The sequence below is a fragment of the Xylanibacter rodentium genome (genome assembly GCF_013166575.1).
GTDB classification, from domain to species: Bacteria; Bacteroidota; Bacteroidia; order Bacteroidales; family Bacteroidaceae; genus Prevotella; species Prevotella rodentium.
On record NZ_JABKKE010000024.1, the window covers coordinates 1 to 16,846 of the forward strand.

Genomic DNA, 16,846 nt, shown 5'->3' on the forward strand with positions numbered 1-16,846 from the left:
GATATACCAACAACTTCAGAAAGTTCGGATATGACCCCAGGAAAATCGCATGCTACTATGGAATAGCGCCATTCGGAAGGGATTCGGGGACAAGCAGGGCGAATATATGCAATTGGATATAAATCCCGGGGTGCCGCTTCGCTCTGCCCCGGGCTATGTGCTTGTTGCCCCGTTGGGGCGCATCCATCCAAAGCACATCCATCCAAAGCGCGTTCATACTATATTCGTAGGATAATATAGTTTTTATTTTGTTGAATAACTTATCTAATTCACGTCATATTATTGTTGATAACAATGTGTACAACCATGTTGATAACCGTGTTGATAATCCGTGTATTATCAACACAAACCACAACACGCCCGTCAGGCATGGGATATCAACACGCTTATTAAAGGCTTTTAATCAAGTTTTCAACATATTTTTGGCAGAAAAAGATATAAACTTATTATATTTGCACCGAAATGTAAAATTGTTGATAAGATGAAGATAACACTCATTTTCAGCAGATAACAATCAACATCTGCTGTTAGTAACCGTATGGCAGATGTTTACAACGGAATATGCAAGAAAACAGGTATAAAGTTTTCAACGTATCAACGGCATATCATACTAAACATTTCATTTTTAAATTAAAGAAAGAAAAAGATATAAATAATGAAAGCAATGCTGAAACCGGAATGGAAAGAAAAAGGATACATCGACGAACCCGTGAGTAAAGATGTAGACCTGAAGACGGAAATAAGACGTATGTGCGAAGAAAAGAAAGCCGTGATACTGGCCCACTACTACACGCACGGTGAGATACAAGACGTGGCCGACTTCATCGGCGACTCGCTCGCCCTTGCCCGCAAGGCTGCCGAGACAGACGCCCGGATCATCGTGATGTGCGGTGTGCACTTCATGGCCGAGACATGCAAAATACTCAGTCCGGAAAAACTTGTGCTTGCACCCGACTTGAACGCCGGTTGCTCGCTGGCCGATTCATGCCGTGCCGAGGACTTGAAACGTTACAAAGAAGAGCATCCCGGATACAAAGTGGTGAGCTATGTCAACACCACTGCGGCCGTAAAGGCGCTTACGGACGTTGTAGTGACGAGCGGCAACGCAAAGAAGATAGTAGACACATTCCCGAAAGACGAAAAGATAATATTCGGCCCCGACCACAATCTGGGGTCGTATATCAACGAGGTTACAGGCCGTGACATGCTGCTGTGGAATGGCGGCTGTCATGTACATGAACGCTTCTCGGTGGCGGAGATATTGAAGTTGAAGACCTTGCATCCCGGTGCCAAAGTTCTGGCACATCCCGAATGCAAGGGGCCGGTGCTGGCCGTGGCCGATGTGGTAGGCTCCACTGCAGTGTTGCTCAAATATGCCGTGGAGAGCAGCGACAGCGAGTTCATCGTGGCTACTGAAGCCGGAATACTGCACGAAATGACGCGTCGCTGTCCCGACAAGACGTTTTTGCCTGTGCCGCCGGAAATCGGCGAGGGCGGCGTAGGATGCTCATGCAACGAGTGCGACTATATGAAGATGAACACACTGCTCAAGATTTACAATACGCTGAAATACGAATGGCCTTCGGTCGATGTCGATCCTGACGTGGCCCGCGAGGCCGTCAAGCCTATAGAGAGGATGCTTGAACTGAGCTGACACAGGTTTTTTCATACAGTTTTACAGGTTCTCATACTGTTTTCCATGTTTTGTCAGACCTTTGTGATGAGGGTTTGGGAAAGCATGGATTATTTTGCTGTTATTTTGCTGATGATGTATTTTTCCGTCGGATATGTGATATAACTCAACAGGGTTGTCACTGTGAATGCCATCGGAGCATAGATAAGGAACTTCACAATATGCGAGTCGATGCTGTCAATCCAGCTGTAGGTTATGGCGTAGACGATGGCATGACTTACGGTCTGATACAGATATATGGTATATCCGCGTTCGTTCCACAGCCTTAGGATATACGTGTAGCGTATGTCGATTCTGCGGAATATAATCGTGAGCAGGCACAGGCTTGCCGTGCCGAAGATGACGAAAAAGATGTCGGCCGGGAATTTGTGGCTTTGCATAGGCACCATGTTTCCTGTGATGAAGCATATAATCGTCATTATGGTTGCAACGGTTGTGACGACAGTGAAAAGACGTTGCTCACATCGTTTGTAGTAAAGGTAGCCGGCAATGTAGAAGAAATTGTATGCCGGTATGTGCTTCAGCTCCATCTCTCCCTTGAAGTGTAGCGGACTCAGCGCAAGCACCACGGCGGCCGTCAACGCAAGGTATGCCGAACCGGGAATGTGCCGGAGCAGTTTCTGCTGTATGGGTAGCGAGCAAGATATAACGAGATATACGGATACGAACCATGTGTATCCGTAGAATGGAAATACGGTGCTTCCGCCGGTGAGCAGCACTTTGGCCAGTCCGGCCGCCGTAAACCGGCTCAGGTCTATCGTATAAGGATGTATATCCGTGCCGGTTGCGGTGAGGGATATGGCTGTCGCGAAGGTGAAGAAAAGGAATATGTATAGCGGCAGAAGGATTCTTTTGGACCGGTTGATGATGGTCTGGATGATGTTTCTTTTCTTTTCGGTTACGGCCTGCGACGCACCGGCAATGAAGAATATCACGGGCATCTCGAAAAGCATGGCCGACAGCAGCGGTTCGGTGCCTACGGCAAACCAGTATGTGGTGTGAATCACACATACGGTGTATATCATGATCATGGCTCTGTAAGTGTCGAGCCGTGCGTCTCTCGGAGTTGTCGGTCTCATATGGCGGTGGTATACATATTTTATATATGGCATAGAGCTGTTGCTGCTTTTCACCTTATCACGTCCACTGTGTCGCCGTGAACGAGCCATACCTTGTCATATCCTTCTTTCACGGCATGGTCGGCAATGCTGTCCACCAGATGCATATCGGTCACGTGTATGGCGGTGTCGCCGAACACACGCGGCCATTTGTATCCTGTGGCGGCAAAAGCCGCATGCCCCCATCCGAAGGCGTCCGACGGCAGAACGCAGAATGACGAGTATTTCTTTTCGTCGTCCCTCACAGATATGCTGTATGCTTTGTCTACGGGGTGGCCCGTCTTTTCTATGGCCTGGCGACCCATGTCCTGTCCCATGAGGCCGGAGCGATAGGCTTTATGCCAGTGATGGATGTCGATGAAGATGCTCGATATGACGTATAGGGTGAAGAGAATACGCAGTGCGGCCGGTCGTCGGGACCTGTCGGCCAAAAAGGCTACGATCAGCGCCGCCATGCCAAGACCGGCATAAGTGTGCATCACGGTGAAAAGCGTGAGCAGATGTGGCAATGCCGCCATACACATACATGCTGCAAGCGAAAGCAGCGGACGCTGTACGATACGGCCGCGCCTGCCGGCAAACAGGTATGCCATGAATGGCATGGAGAGCAGCAGTGTGGCAACGACGACGGCCGGATTGCGGCTTGGAGCATGTACAAGGCTTACGTAGTCCACGGCCACCCATGTCATGCCGATGAAGGTGCCGATGTGTTTCAGCTTTGAAAATATGGTGTTGTCGAAGTATTCTTCGTTGAAATTGACATCGTGTGGTGTCAGAGAGAATCGTGCGGTGAGATATGCTGCGGCTGCCGTTGCCCCTATGATGGAGTCGCGCACAAACTGTTGTCTGCATGTCCGGCCGAAACCGAACGCCATGACTTGTGGTATGAAGAAGAACATTATTCCGTTTTCTTTTGAAAACGTTGACATGTATGTACACAATATCCACAATGCGTATTTGGGCCTGTGCCCTTTGTTGAGATAGAACCAAAGGCCGAGCAGTCCCCACATCTGGGCATAAGTCTGGTTTAACGAGTCGATGCTGAGCACAGTTCCAAGCATTCCAGGGGATATGAAGAAAAATATGGTGGCTGTGTTCCGGGCAGTCTTGCCGAACGAAAGTGTGCCGGATAACTTGTATATAAGAAAGGTTGACACTAAGTGCCCGGCATATACGAAGATGTGGTTGAGCAACGGGAACAGCCTGTAGTCTCTGCCGAGCACCCATCCGAAGATTACGTCAAACGGTCGCCACCAGCTCCGTTCTGGCAAGAGATTGTTGAGTGTAAGTGTGCCGAAGTATGGTGTAGTGTAGTATGTCCAGTCGTCGAATGTAGGCAGCAGCAGAGTTATGGCATATAGGATGAACGGTGACAACAACAGTATCACCGTGATGGGTGTAATATGCCTGGTGATGTTCTTGATGATGTCCATAAGTTGTTTCTTGTATTGTCGTACTTGTATTGTCGTTGTTGCGGTTTTATCTTATTATCGCTACATTGCACACCGTACCTTTGCTTCCGTCGCTCTTTGCCGTTACCACGTGGTATACGCCCGAAGCTACCTTGCGGCCTTTGAGGTCGCGGCCGTTCCATGTGAATGTGCCGCCATTGCTTTTCCCTTGTGCTACCAGATATCCGGTGGCCGTGGTTATCTTGACGTCGGCATCGGCGGTCAGTCCGGATACGGTTATCAGTCCGTCATATTCCGGTCTGACAGGATTAGGATAGGCATAAACGCTGTTTTTGTCCATGTCTTCTGCCGGTTCGGTCGCATCGCCCATGTATGAGCAAAGGCCTTGGTCTGTGCCGAAAAACACTTCTCCCTTGTCGTTTATGGCAATATCCATTACGTTGTCCGACAGCAGTTTGCTGTTGTCTTTGGTGAAGTGATGAATCTGTTTTTCATTGTCACTGCTTATGAGATATACCCCGTTGCCTTTTGTACCGAACCATTTTCTGTTGGCTCCGTCGATGGCAATTGACGATATTTCCACGTTGCTGAGCAGATAGTCTGCCAGATTTGTACCGTCGTTGCGCGGCACTTTGTACTGGTTGAGCACCGTTATGTCTTCATTGCTTGTTGTCTGTGACGGTGTTATATATACGGGACCGATGTTTGTTCCCATCCAGATGTTGCCGTCTTTGTCTTCCGTCGGTTCTTTGATGAATGACAGTGTGAGTTTCTTTCCGTCTTGATTTGTGAATTCCTTTTTGTATACGTACAGGTTCTTGTCCGATGGCGAGTATTTCATCAGTGCCGGTGTGCGGAAGTAGTTGTTGCTGAACCACATCAGTCCTCTGCTGTCAAACATCAGCCCGTTCATGCTCTCGAACGAAGACAATACTTTTCCATTTTTTGTCGGAACTTCAGTCATCAGGCGCTTGTCGTGGTGCGAAATCCATTCGCCTTCGGGTGTTATTTCAAATAGAGAAGTAGACGGACTTATGCTGTTGGCAAGCCACAGATGGCCGTCGGCATCGAATTTTACGGTCGGCACTATTACATAATTCTTGTTGCCGTAATCTACCGTGGTAGCATTTTTCAGCGGACTGTTGTCTATGTTATATTCCTTTATGAACTTTCCGTTTCTGAATTCATACAGTCCGGTCTGTCCGCCTGCGAACACGTGGTTTTCGTCTTTCGGGTCAACATCGCACGATATGAGGTTTACGAATCTGTGTCCGGTCTGTCCGGTAATGTCGTTTTCGTATACGGTCCAGTCTTTTCCGTCATATATTTGCAGGCTGGCTTTGCCTTCCGTGGCGGACAGTCCGTTTGCCGTATACAGTTTGTCTCCGGTAAAACGTAGGAATCCTATGGTGTTGTAATGCGGTCCGCCCGGGTTGAGTGTGGACACTATGGGATAGTATTTTTCATAGTCGGTGTTGTCTTCGTCGAATATCCCTTGCGGATAGTTTGACGTTTGGGTCCATTTGTTCTTGTCTATAAGGTTGTCCGACACGGACGCAGTGAGTACAATGTTTCCTGATGTCATTGCATATATGCTGTTTCCGCTTACGGCCACTTTTCTCGTGTCACGTTGCAGATTGTAGGATTCGCTTATCTCTTCATTGTACATATTGACTTTCACTATTCCGAATTTTGTGGCAAGATACGCATATCTGTCGTGTATGGTAATGCTGTTTACGGTCTTGTCAGCATTCATCGCTTTTTTGTAAAAGTCTGATATATTGGTTATTTCTCCATTGGTGCGTATCATATCTATGTTACAGTTGGCATATACGGCTATAAGTTTCTTTACCGAACTGTTCCATGCAATATGTCTGATATTGTTGTCGTTGAGTCCTTTTATCTTGTCGTAGGTTGTTATCGAGCCGTCATTGGTGTTATACATATACAGGTTGTTGCTTGCAAGTACGAAAATGTCGTTGCCGGCAGCTTTTATCTGTTGTATCTCATAATAGGCCATATAGTTGTTCCATGCTCCTATTTCAGTCGCATGCGCTTTTGTACAGAATATACATTCTATGATGAAAGTATAGGTTAAAAGCTTTTTTATCATGATGTTTATGTTATGTTCCCGACTTTCTGAGATATTCCACCAACCGTGCCACAGCCCGTGCCCTGTGACTTATCTTGTTCTTGACGTCGGGTCCGAGTTCGGCGAAGGTGCGGTCGTATCCTTCGGGTTGGAATATAGGGTCGTATCCGAAGCCCTCTCCTCCCCTTCTCTCTTTTATTATCTCTCCACGGACAATACCCTCGAATAGTTTCTCGGTGATATTGCCGTTGCCGTCTTCTTTTAATATTAACGCTATTGCCGTGCGGAATCTTGCCTTGCGATTGTTATTTTCTCCTAATTCGCCGAGCAATTTTGTCATGTTGGCCTCGCTGTCGTGCCCTTCTCCGCCGGCATAGCGTGCGCTGTATATGCCGGGTGCGCCTCCGAGTGCGTCCACTTCGAGACCCGTGTCGTCGGCAAACACGCTCATATTATAGTTGTCGTATATATAACGGGCTTTCTGCATGGCGTTCTCTTCGAGTGTAGAGCCTGTCTCCGGTATGTCGGCGTGGCAGCCGATATCCTGAAGTGACACTATTTCAAAATCGCTTCCGAGAATGTCGCGTATCTCGGAGAGTTTGTTCTTATTGTTGGTTGCGAATACTATTTTCATATATTCTTATTCTTATCTATTATTGTCATTTGTTTGTTTTATAAGCCGTTTTATCTTCATCTTTCTTTCCCAGGACAGCGACTGTATGAAGAATTGGATGATGTTATATGTCCAATATTTCAGTTTCCACTTGATGAAGTTGTTTATTTTTGTTCCATTAATTATCTCAGTCATCATCTGTCGGCATAGGTATTGTTTGTCTTCCTTGTGATTGAGGAGTTCGCAGGGTACGTTGTTTCGTTTTGTTATGACAGCGATGACATGTTTGTCTATACCTGTGCTCACGGTTATGTCGGCAAATTGAGAGATAAGGGAATTGATGTCATGACGTTCGTTTTTGTTCCATATTATAAGTTTTCCGTTTTCATTGTTTATATTATACTGATGAAATCCCTTATAATGTTCTGTCTCAGCCTCGTTAGGATGATGGTTAAGATATAGTTTTCCACCCGTTTTCAAACATTCAATAGCTTCCAAAAGTCCTTTGATGGGCAGGGCGGAATGGTCCAAAGCATTCTGTATGATGGCGAGATCTACGGTGTTGTGAGGATAAAACGACGAAATATATTCCACCATGCCGAATTCAATGTCAGGCAACATATATCCTAGTCTTTTTTTTATTCTGCTGGAATATCGTTTGAGAATATCATTGAAAAATGGTGCGAGCGGGTCAACATAGTGTATGTTGACAGCTCGTTGTGCTCCGTTTTCGGGTTTAATATAGTTTCCGGTGGTGTAACTCATACCGCAACCAATGTCCAGAACATTCGGTTCGGTTTGACATGATGTCAGAAAACGGTTGCAGTCGAAATTCTCAAGTTTTATAATTTGACAGTGGTTGGACCACCCCATCATACCGGAAAACGTGTTTTTCCATCTGTAAACATTGTTCCAAAACGCTATTTCATAGGCTATACCTTCCGACCAATGTTTGATTTTGTTATTGGGATGTTCTTTATATTCCATCTTTTATATTTATTTTATGCTGCAACATGGCTTTCCTAAATTGAAAGCTATGTCGCAGCATAGAGGGTTCGGGTATTCTACTTTACGACGATGTTCACCATGCGTTTTGGAACGATGATGACCTTTACAATCTGTTTGCCCTCAAGATACTTCTGCGAGCGCTCGTCGACCATGACAGCGGCTTCTACGGTCTTGTTGTCCGCATCGGCGGCAAACATCATGTCGAACCGGCATTTGCCGTTGAAGGCAACGCCGAGTTTCACCGATGTCTCAACGAGATATTTCTCGTCGTGTACGGGCCATTGTGCATCGCACACACTACCCTCTCCGCCTGTGGCCTCCCACAGTTCCTCGGCGATGTGCGGGGCAAACGGTGCTATAAGTACAACGAGAGTACGGAGCAGTTCGCGGTTGGTGCACTTCAGTTGTGTAAGTTCGTTGACGCATATCATGAATGCGGATATACTTGTGTTGTAGCTGAAGTTTTCGATGTCTTGCGTCACTTTCTTTATCAGTTTGTGTACAGACTTGAGCTGTTCGGGAGTCGCTTCACTGTCGTTCACCGTAAGTTCGTCGGTGCCTCTCTTGTAGAACAGTCCCCAGAACTTTTTCAGGAAGCGGTGACATCCGTCTATACCGTTGGTGTCCCATGGCTTGCTCTGTTCTACCGGTCCGAGGAACATCTCGTACAGACGCAGTGTGTCGGCACCGTATTTCCCGACAATCATGTCTGGATTGACGACGTTGTACATCGACTTCGACATCTTCTCGACAGCCCATCCGCAAACGTATTTGCCGTCTTCAAGCACGAACTCGGCATCGTTGTACTCCGGACGCCATGCCTTGAATGCCTCCACGTCGAGCACGTCTCCACTTACGATGTTCACATCGACGTGTATAGGCGTGGTGTCGTAATTGTCCTTGAGTCCGAGCGAGACGAATGTGTTGGTGTCTTTGATGCGGTATACGAAGTTGCTGCGTCCCTGTATCATTCCTTGGTTTACGAGTTTTCCGAACGGCTCTTCCTTGCACGAATATCCGCAGTCGAACAGGAACTTGTTCCAGAATCGTGAATATATAAGGTGACCCGTAGCGTGTTCCGTTCCACCGACATACAGGTCTACGCTCTTCCAGTATCCGTCGGCCTCCTTTCCGACCAGTGCCTCATGGTTGTGTGGGTCCATGTATCGCAGATAATAGGCTGAAGAGCCGGCAAATCCCGGCATGGTGTTGAGTTCGAGCGGGAACACGATGACGTTGTCAATGAGTGCGTTGTCCACCACTTTGTTGTTTTTTGTGTCCCATGCCCATCGTGTGGCGTGTCCCAGCGGCGGCTCTCCTGTCTCCGTGGGTAGGAACTTGGCCACTTCGGGCAGCTCGAGCGGCAGACATTCTTCGGGAATCATATACGGCATGCCTTCTTTATAGTAGACGGGGAACGGCTCGCCCCAATAGCGCTGACGTGAGAATATGGCGTCGCGCAGCCGGAAGTTTACCTTCACACGTCCCATGTCATGAGCCTTTACAAATTCCTTTGTCTTGGCGATGGCCTCCTTTACGGTGAGTCCGTTGAGCGAGAAACCGTCGATGGCCGTCTTGCCCTCGGCCGGCGAGTTCATCACGACGCCCTCTTTGGCGTCGAAGCTCTGCTCGCTTACGTCGGCACCTTCAATCAGCGGGACTATCGGCAGGTTGAAATGGCGTGCAAAGGCATAGTCGCGCGAGTCGTGTGCAGGTACGGCCATGATGGCACCGGTACCGTAGCCGGCCAATACATATTCGGATATCCATACGGGAATTTTGTCGCCGGTGAATGGGTTGACGGCATATGAACCCGAGAATACACCTGTCACGCGGTGGTCGCTGATACGGTCGCGCTCGGTGCGTTTCTTTACATAAGCTATATATTCGTCTACGGCGGCACGCTGTTCGCCGGTAGTGAGCTGGTCGACAAGTTCGCTTTCGGGGGCCAGAACCATGAATGTTACGCCGAAGATGGTATCGGCGCGGGTTGTGAAGATAGTGAAGTCGATGTCACTGTCGGCCACTTTGAACAGCATCTCGGTACCTTCCGAACGGCCTATCCAGTTTTTCTGTGTCTCTTTCAGCGATTCGGTCCAGTCTATTGTCTCCAGACCGTCAAGCAGACGCTGTGCGTATGCCGATACTCGCAGACACCACTGGCGCATCTTTTTCTGCACGACCGGGTAGCCGCCGCGCTCACTGACACCGTCCACCACTTCGTCGTTGGCCAGTACTGTGCCTAGCTGCGGACACCAGTTGACCATCGTCTCGCCGAGATATGCTATGCGGTAGTTCATCAGCACCTCCTGCCGGCGCTTCTCGTCCCACGAGTTCCATTCGTCGGCCGTAAAGTGCAGTTCCTCGGAACAGGCGGCGTTGAGTCCCTCGTTGCCGTATTTAGGGAAGGCGTCGGTAAGTTCATCTATTGGCCGGGCCTTTTTGCTGTCGTTGCAGTAATAGCTGTTGAACATCTTCTGGAATGCCCACTGTGTCCAGTGGTAATATTCAGGATCGCAGGTGCGTATCTCGCGGTCCCAGTCGAACGAGAAGCCTATCTTGTCCAGCTGTTCGCGGTAGCGCTTGATATTGGCGTCGGTAGTGATGGCCGGATGTTGTCCGGTCTGTATGGCGTACTGTTCGGCAGGCAGTCCGTATGCGTCGTATCCCATGGGGTTGAGCACGTTGAATCCCTGCAGACGCTTGTAGCGTGCGTATATGTCGCTGGCAATATATCCGAGCGGATGGCCAACATGCAGTCCTGCTCCCGACGGATAGGGGAACATGTTGAGCACGTAAAATTTCTTCTTGTCCTTATCTTCCTTTACCTTATAGGTATGTTGCTCCACCCACCGGCGTTGCCATTTCCTTTCGATGTCTGTGAAATTATATTCCATATTGTTCTTTATAGTTGTTTTTGTCGTCCCTTATATTTAATAATGTGCAAATGTACTACAAAAAAAAAAGAATTAAGAATAAAAGGGGAAAAAAATGGAAGCCCCCTATAATCCCCCAAAGGGGGATATTGGGTGAAGGGTCTAAGATAGATGATATTGATTATCATACCCAATAAGTTGGTCAACAGAATTAAACTACATAATCGTCCGGACATAGGATTGGTGGGGAACTTTACGAAAAATTAGTGGGTTTAAATTTGCTTATTAGATGGATGCGCCCCCTACCATCCCAGGCAGGAAAGTATGCGCTCTGTATCCCCTTTGTGGGATTATAGGAGTATGAACATGTTTGATATATCTTTTACAATCTTCTTCGTCGTTCGTCACGAAAACAACTTTTGTCGGCTACGGCCCGAAAAAAGCCATTTTTTCGTTAAAATAGGATGCGCTGACAATCAGACTGTTACGGCTATATGAGCGAAATAAGGCCGTGTCAAGAAAGCAGAGAGGGTCTTTTCACCTTGCAATAAGGCCGTTATTGCATTGCGACGGCGGCCTCATTGCAAGGTGATAAGGCCGTTGCGGGAGTGCCGGGAGGCCCTTATTGCAAGTTGACAACTCCGAAAACGTGTGTAAAGAAAGCAGAGAGGGCCTTACGGCTTTTCTATTTCGAGAAAAAATATGTGCGTTTTTTTAAGAATAAAAATAACAAACTGAGGTTTGTTTACGCAAATTATGGCTGTTCTCCGTATTTGTCGTTGCAATTGGGAATATTCACGTTAATTTAATGAAACAAATGTTGGACATATCGTATTTTTATGTAATTTTGCATTATGAGATAAAAATATAAAGTCGTTAATAAACAAAAAGAAATTGATTATGAACAAAATTTTACGCGTTTCTCTGATGGCAGCATTCATGCTTATCAGTAGTTTTTCTTTTGCCGATGCCTATAAGGTATTGACTTTTCCTGATGGAAACAGTAAAGAGATAAGTGCTTATACAGAGACATGGTCTGTTACACTTGAAAACTTTACATGGACCATTGAAAACTTCAACAACAACAAGAATGCCTGGGCGTACATCAAGTGCGGACGCAAGAACAATGCGTCGGTGGCACATATCAGTACTGCGGATGCCATGGACAAAGCTATAGGAAGTATTGTCGTTACTATAGACCAGATGACTGTGAGCAAGGTCAATTCTATTTCGTTGACAGTGGCTTCGGACAAGGATTTCAATAATGTTGTTGAGAAAATGGATGCTGAGACGATAGCTAAGGGTGACCTTACGTTCAAAGTAAGCAAGACGGCTGCGAATCTGTATTATAAACTTACTTTTGACTGTCAGGCGGGTAGTTCCAATGGACTGATTCAGATATCCAAGGTGTCATACTATGAGGTTGGTAATGATCCTATTATCGTTGACATAACAAATACTCCCGAGACAGCTTACAGTGTAGCTAAGGCTCATGAGCTGATTGCTGCCGGAGAAGGACTTGCTGCAAATGTATATGTAAAAGGTTATATATCGGAAATATCCGAGGTTTCAACTTCTTATGGAAACGCAACATATTACATCAGTGACACCAAAACTACTGATAACCAGCTTTATGTGTTCCGTGGTTACTATCTTGACGGAGAAAAGTTTACGGCTGAAGACCAAATCAAGGTAGGCGATGAGGTTATCGTTTACGGTCAGCTCTCTATTTACAACGGTAACGGCCAGATTGGCACTGGAAGTTCCATTTATTCCATCAACAACGTAACTGCCGGTATAGGCAGCTTAGAAGTTGCCGATAAGGCTGACGCCATCTACAATCTGTCGGGCCAACGTCTGTCAAAGCCAGCGAAGGGTATCAATATCATCGGCGGCAAGAAAGTCGTTGTGAAGTAATGTACAGCAGATAAATAATCAGGGGCAAATACTTGTATCTCCCGTTTTTCATATTGATAGGCAATATCAATATTTCGGGCAGCAGATACAGGTGTTTGCCCCTGTTGCATCCTATTTACAGATATTTGTTTATGAAAATACAATCTATACATTTTATTTTTGCATTGGTATTCGTGCCGCTGGTGTTGTGCACGGTCAACGTAAGGGCGAATGCTTTGTCCTTTGTCACTGGAGCAACGGGTATTGAAAAAGCCGATGCGGCCGCCTCTCCGGCAGTGGAGATAACACTTGAAAAGATGCCTGCGGCCGCCTCTCCGGTACCTATAAACACCACCACCGTGCTGTGCAAGTTCAAGGTGGTGGCCACAGATCTGCCGGCCGCCGCGCCAATCTATCTCACCGGTGGCGACGCAGCTTTCAGCACGAGCCACACGGAGATACCGGCCGGCACGTCGACAACAGAGGTTGTAGTGTCTGTAACCCCATCTACCTTGGGCACGCACAAAGGTGGCATAGCGTTCGATTTCGACGGTATAAATCCGGAGTTCAACCAGGCATATTCGCTGAATGTCAAGGCTTACGACCCGGACCATCTGCCCACGATAACGCTCAGCCGCAGCGAGGTAGAGCTTGAGGCGCGTGTTGGCTCTTCGGCCGAGGCCGAGCTGACGGTTACACCCTCATACTGCTTTGACTATATCAACGTGAAGGCCGGTGAGGCGCAGAACACAGGGCTTATAGTCAGCAGTACGCTGTTTCTGCCCAACCTCGGTGAACAGAAATTCCGCATCACCTTCCGCCCAAAGACCGAGGGAACCGTCACACAGACATACACATTCACCACGACCATGGGCGAGCCGGTAGTGCTCGCCGTGACGGCCCGTGCAACGGGTGACATCGAGCCTGAACCTGTAGAGGGCGACGAACTGGTGCTCGACGGCTCTGCACCGTTGGCGTTCTACGAACAGACTTTCGACGACGTCGCAGAGCACAACAAGCCTCTGCACATAGCCGGATGGACCAACGTGGCCGAGAACGGCACACGTGCATGGTGGGGATATACGTCTTCTGGTGACGAACCGTTCACTGCTGCCAAGGCCACTCTCTACGACTCGAAGGTGGCCGAGACCGACGGCACCGCGGCAAGCATGCTTCTTGTCAGTCCGGCACTCGATTACAGGAATGCAAAAGGAAAGATGCTCGAATTTCGTCTGATGGGGCAGTTCCTTCATGACGACCAGGAAGAAAAACTAGATGTATGTCTCGTCGAACTGATTGACGGCAAGCCGTATATATATCCAATGCAGGGTTTCGGTATTCCGGCCAAAGCCGACGAGAGCGGCAACTGGATACCTTACGAGGTGGATTTGAGCGTGGTTGAAGATATGCCCGACGTGTTCTTCATCGGATTCCGCCTTTCCGCCAAGCGTTGCGCAGCTTCGTCGGCAACATATTATATTGACGACTTCAAGTGGGGCAGGGAGAAGACCGCTGACGGTATAATCTCCGTAAAGGGCGGCACATGTGACGACAATGCCGTATATAATATGCAGGGTGTGCGCGTTCTTGACAAAGCCACGCCGGAATCGCTGCATACCCTCGTTCCGGGAATATACATATACATGGGACAGAAGATAAGGATTTAAGTTTTTCTTTTTGGGAGTTATCGGAAGTTAAAGGAGTTATCGCTCCCTGCGGTCGCTCAGGAGTTAAAGACAATGGCAACATAAAGTCTTCAAGCTTGATGTCTTGAAAGCATTTGTCTTTAACTCCTGAGCGACCGCAGGGAGCGATAACTCCTTTAACTTCCGATAACTCCCAAAGAAAAACTCCCAAACCTTTTGCTATCCAGTTGATTTTCTTTAATTTTGCAACGATTATACGAATTTAACTTAATTATAATATACATAATATGGCTTATACACGTATGACAGCTGCCGAAGCCGCAGCACTGATTAAGAACGGAGAGAATATCGCCCTCAGCGGATTCACCCCATCGGGTGCCGCCAAGGCTGTCACCAAGGAACTGGCGAAGGTTGCCGAGGCAGAGCATGCAGCGGGACGCAACTTTCAGGTAGGTATTTTTACGGGAGCATCTACCGGACAAAGCACTGATGGTGATCTGGCTAATGCCCACGCTATCCGTTACCGTGCCCCTTACACTACAAATTCCGACTTCCGCAAGCATGTCAACATGGGTGAGATAGCCTATAATGATATTCATCTGAGCCAGATGGCGCAGGAACTGCGGTACGGATTCATGGGGCAGGTGGATTGGGCCATACTCGAAGTGTGTGACATCGAGGAGGGCGAGACCACGTGTAAGGCTTATCTTACGTCGGCCGGAGGTATAAGCCCGACGGCAGCACGTCTGGCCAAACATGTCATTCTGGAGCACAACACGTTCCACAGTACGGGTGCAAAATATCTGCATGACGTATACGAGCTGCAGGATCCGCCGTTGCGTCAGCCTATTCCGCTGACAAACGTCAGTGACCGTATAGGCAAGCCCTACGTTGAAATTGATGCCCGAAAAATAGTAGGAGTGGTAGAATGTAACATTCCCGATGAGGCGCGTGCCTTTAAAGACCTTGACCCGGTGACGACAAAGATAGGTATGAACGTGGCCGAATTTCTTGTAGCTGATATGAAGCGCGGCATCATTCCCCAGTCGTTCCTGCCACTGCAGAGTGGTGTAGGCTCTACGGCCAATGCCATTTTGGCCGCTCTGAGTCAGGACAAGAACGTACCCGATTTCAATATCTTCACCGAGGTGCTTCAGGATGCCGTGGTGGACATGATGCTCGAAGGACGTGTCAAGGATGCTTCGGCCTGTTCGCTGACGGTGACGAACGAGAGTCTGATGAAGGTGTACGATAATATTGACTATTTCAGAAAGCATCTTACGTTGCGTCAGAGCGAAATTTCAAATTCGCCGGAGCTTATCCGCCGTTTGGGAGTCATCGCCATCAACACTGCCCTTGAGGTTGATATCTACGGCAATGCCAACTCAACTCATATCAGCGGCACGAAGATGATGAACGGCATCGGCGGTTCGGGCGACTTCGAGCGCAATGCCTACATATCAATCTTCACTTGCCCGTCGGTGGCGAAGGGTGGTCTGATAAGTTCTGTGGTGCCGATGGTGAGTCATCATGACCATTCGGAGCACGATGTCAATATCATAGTCACGGAGCAGGGTGTGGCCGACCTCAGGGGCAAGAGTCCGATGCAGCGTGCCGAATGCATCATCGAGAACTGTGCACATCCTGACTATCGCCAGTTGCTGTGGGATTATCTCAAGATTGCTTGTGGCGGACATACCAGACATTGCCTGTCGGCTGCTTTCGCTATGCACGACACGCTGGGCCGCAAGGGCGACATGCGTCTGACGGACTATGCGGAGTATGTGAAGTAGGGTCTTTTAAGTTCAGAAGCCAGAGTGATGAGTGAAGAGGTATGATTACCTTTGTTTAAGGATGGATGTATTACATAAACAAAGGTAATCATACCTCTTCGTTCTTCACCCTAAACTCTGAACTTAAATACTGTCTATCTGTTCCATAATATCACGGTATTTACGTTGTATTTTCTTGTGCATGGCGAAGCCCGCGATAGCACCGATACTTCCGCCTATGCCGGTACTTATGGCAAAGTATGTGAAGTCAGGCAGTGACATAGCCTCAATCTCCATCCATGCCAGCCATACTATGATGAGCGGTATGCCTATTTTCAGCCAGTCGGCATCCATCTTCATGGCACGTGCTATCTCTCGTCCGGCTTTTACAAGATTCTCTTCATATATGAAGTCGCGGTTGAGTGCCCGCATGTTATAGAATGTGTAGATGGCGGCGATAAGCATGAAGATGCTCGTGAATATCCATAGATATATGGAGAAATTATAAATCCGTATCATGAAAAAGTAGCAATATGGTACCATCAGAACACATACCGTCATGCATAATATATATCTTCTGCGTATCCACGATGAACTGTTTCTCATTGCGCGTCGTAATATACGGTCGTTGATTATCGTCTGTTTGTCGAGTTCTTTTCTAAGCTCGGCCATATTACGGCGCATATCTTCCATTTCGTTTAAGTTTTCCATTGTGTTCAA

At 47.8% G+C, this 16,846-nt stretch carries 11 protein-coding genes; 4 read left to right on the forward strand and 7 right to left on the reverse strand.

Annotated elements, in window-relative coordinates:
* The first annotated feature begins 664 nt into the window (after window positions 1-664).
* On the forward strand, window positions 665-1,654 hold the full coding sequence (gene nadA / locus HPS55_RS11945) for a quinolinate synthase NadA (protein ID WP_172178712.1): 990 nt from the start codon (window positions 665-667) through the stop codon (window positions 1,652-1,654).
* An 89-nt stretch (window positions 1,655-1,743) separates the two neighbouring features.
* Here the strand turns inward: nadA and HPS55_RS11950 are convergent, their stop codons facing one another.
* From HPS55_RS11950 to leuS, 6 genes are all read right to left on the reverse strand, one after another.
* Complete coding sequence (locus HPS55_RS11950; protein ID WP_172178708.1) at window positions 1,744-2,772, reverse strand: acyltransferase family protein; 1,029 nt, start codon at window positions 2,770-2,772, stop codon at window positions 1,744-1,746.
* 50 nt (window positions 2,773-2,822) lie between these two features.
* Window positions 2,823-4,244 (reverse strand): hypothetical protein, encoded by a 1,422-nt coding sequence (locus HPS55_RS11955; protein WP_172178706.1) that lies wholly within the window; start codon window positions 4,242-4,244, stop codon window positions 2,823-2,825.
* Between the two features lie 46 nt (window positions 4,245-4,290).
* Window positions 4,291-6,336, reverse strand: coding sequence for a type IX secretion system anionic LPS delivery protein PorZ (gene porZ / locus HPS55_RS11960; protein ID WP_253945900.1), 2,046 nt, complete (start codon window positions 6,334-6,336; stop codon window positions 4,291-4,293).
* Window positions 6,337-6,346: 10 nt separating this feature from the next.
* Window positions 6,347-6,949 (reverse strand): non-canonical purine NTP diphosphatase, encoded by a 603-nt coding sequence (locus HPS55_RS11965; RefSeq protein WP_172178704.1) that lies wholly within the window; start codon window positions 6,947-6,949, stop codon window positions 6,347-6,349.
* A gap of 12 nt (window positions 6,950-6,961) precedes the next feature.
* The gene (locus HPS55_RS11970; protein ID WP_172324981.1) at window positions 6,962-7,915 is read right to left on the reverse strand and encodes a class I SAM-dependent methyltransferase; all 954 of its coding nucleotides are present in this window, start codon (window positions 7,913-7,915) and stop codon (window positions 6,962-6,964) included.
* A gap of 77 nt (window positions 7,916-7,992) precedes the next feature.
* Window positions 7,993-10,833, reverse strand: coding sequence for a leucine--tRNA ligase (gene leuS, locus HPS55_RS11975; RefSeq protein WP_172178700.1), 2,841 nt, complete (start codon window positions 10,831-10,833; stop codon window positions 7,993-7,995).
* A gap of 879 nt (window positions 10,834-11,712) precedes the next feature.
* Between leuS and HPS55_RS11980 the strand changes: the two genes are divergently transcribed.
* The 3 genes from HPS55_RS11980 (at window position 11,713) to HPS55_RS11990 (ending at window position 16,147) form a co-directional block, all read left to right on the forward strand.
* On the forward strand, window positions 11,713-12,729 hold the full coding sequence (locus HPS55_RS11980; RefSeq protein ID WP_172178698.1) for a single stranded DNA-binding domain-containing protein: 1,017 nt from the start codon (window positions 11,713-11,715) through the stop codon (window positions 12,727-12,729).
* A 131-nt stretch (window positions 12,730-12,860) separates the two neighbouring features.
* Entirely contained in the window at window positions 12,861-14,375 is a 1,515-nt protein-coding gene (locus HPS55_RS11985; protein ID WP_172178696.1) for a hypothetical protein, read from the forward strand.
* Window positions 14,376-14,641: 266 nt separating this feature from the next.
* A complete protein-coding gene (locus HPS55_RS11990; RefSeq protein WP_172174425.1) occupies window positions 14,642-16,147 on the forward strand; it encodes a succinate CoA transferase in 1,506 nt (501 codons plus the stop codon).
* 123 nt (window positions 16,148-16,270) lie between these two features.
* On the opposite strand, the gene HPS55_RS11995 is transcribed toward HPS55_RS11990, so the two are convergent.
* The gene (locus HPS55_RS11995; RefSeq protein ID WP_172174428.1) at window positions 16,271-16,837 is read right to left on the reverse strand and encodes a hypothetical protein; all 567 of its coding nucleotides are present in this window, start codon (window positions 16,835-16,837) and stop codon (window positions 16,271-16,273) included.
* Window positions 16,838-16,846: the final 9 nt, after the last annotated feature.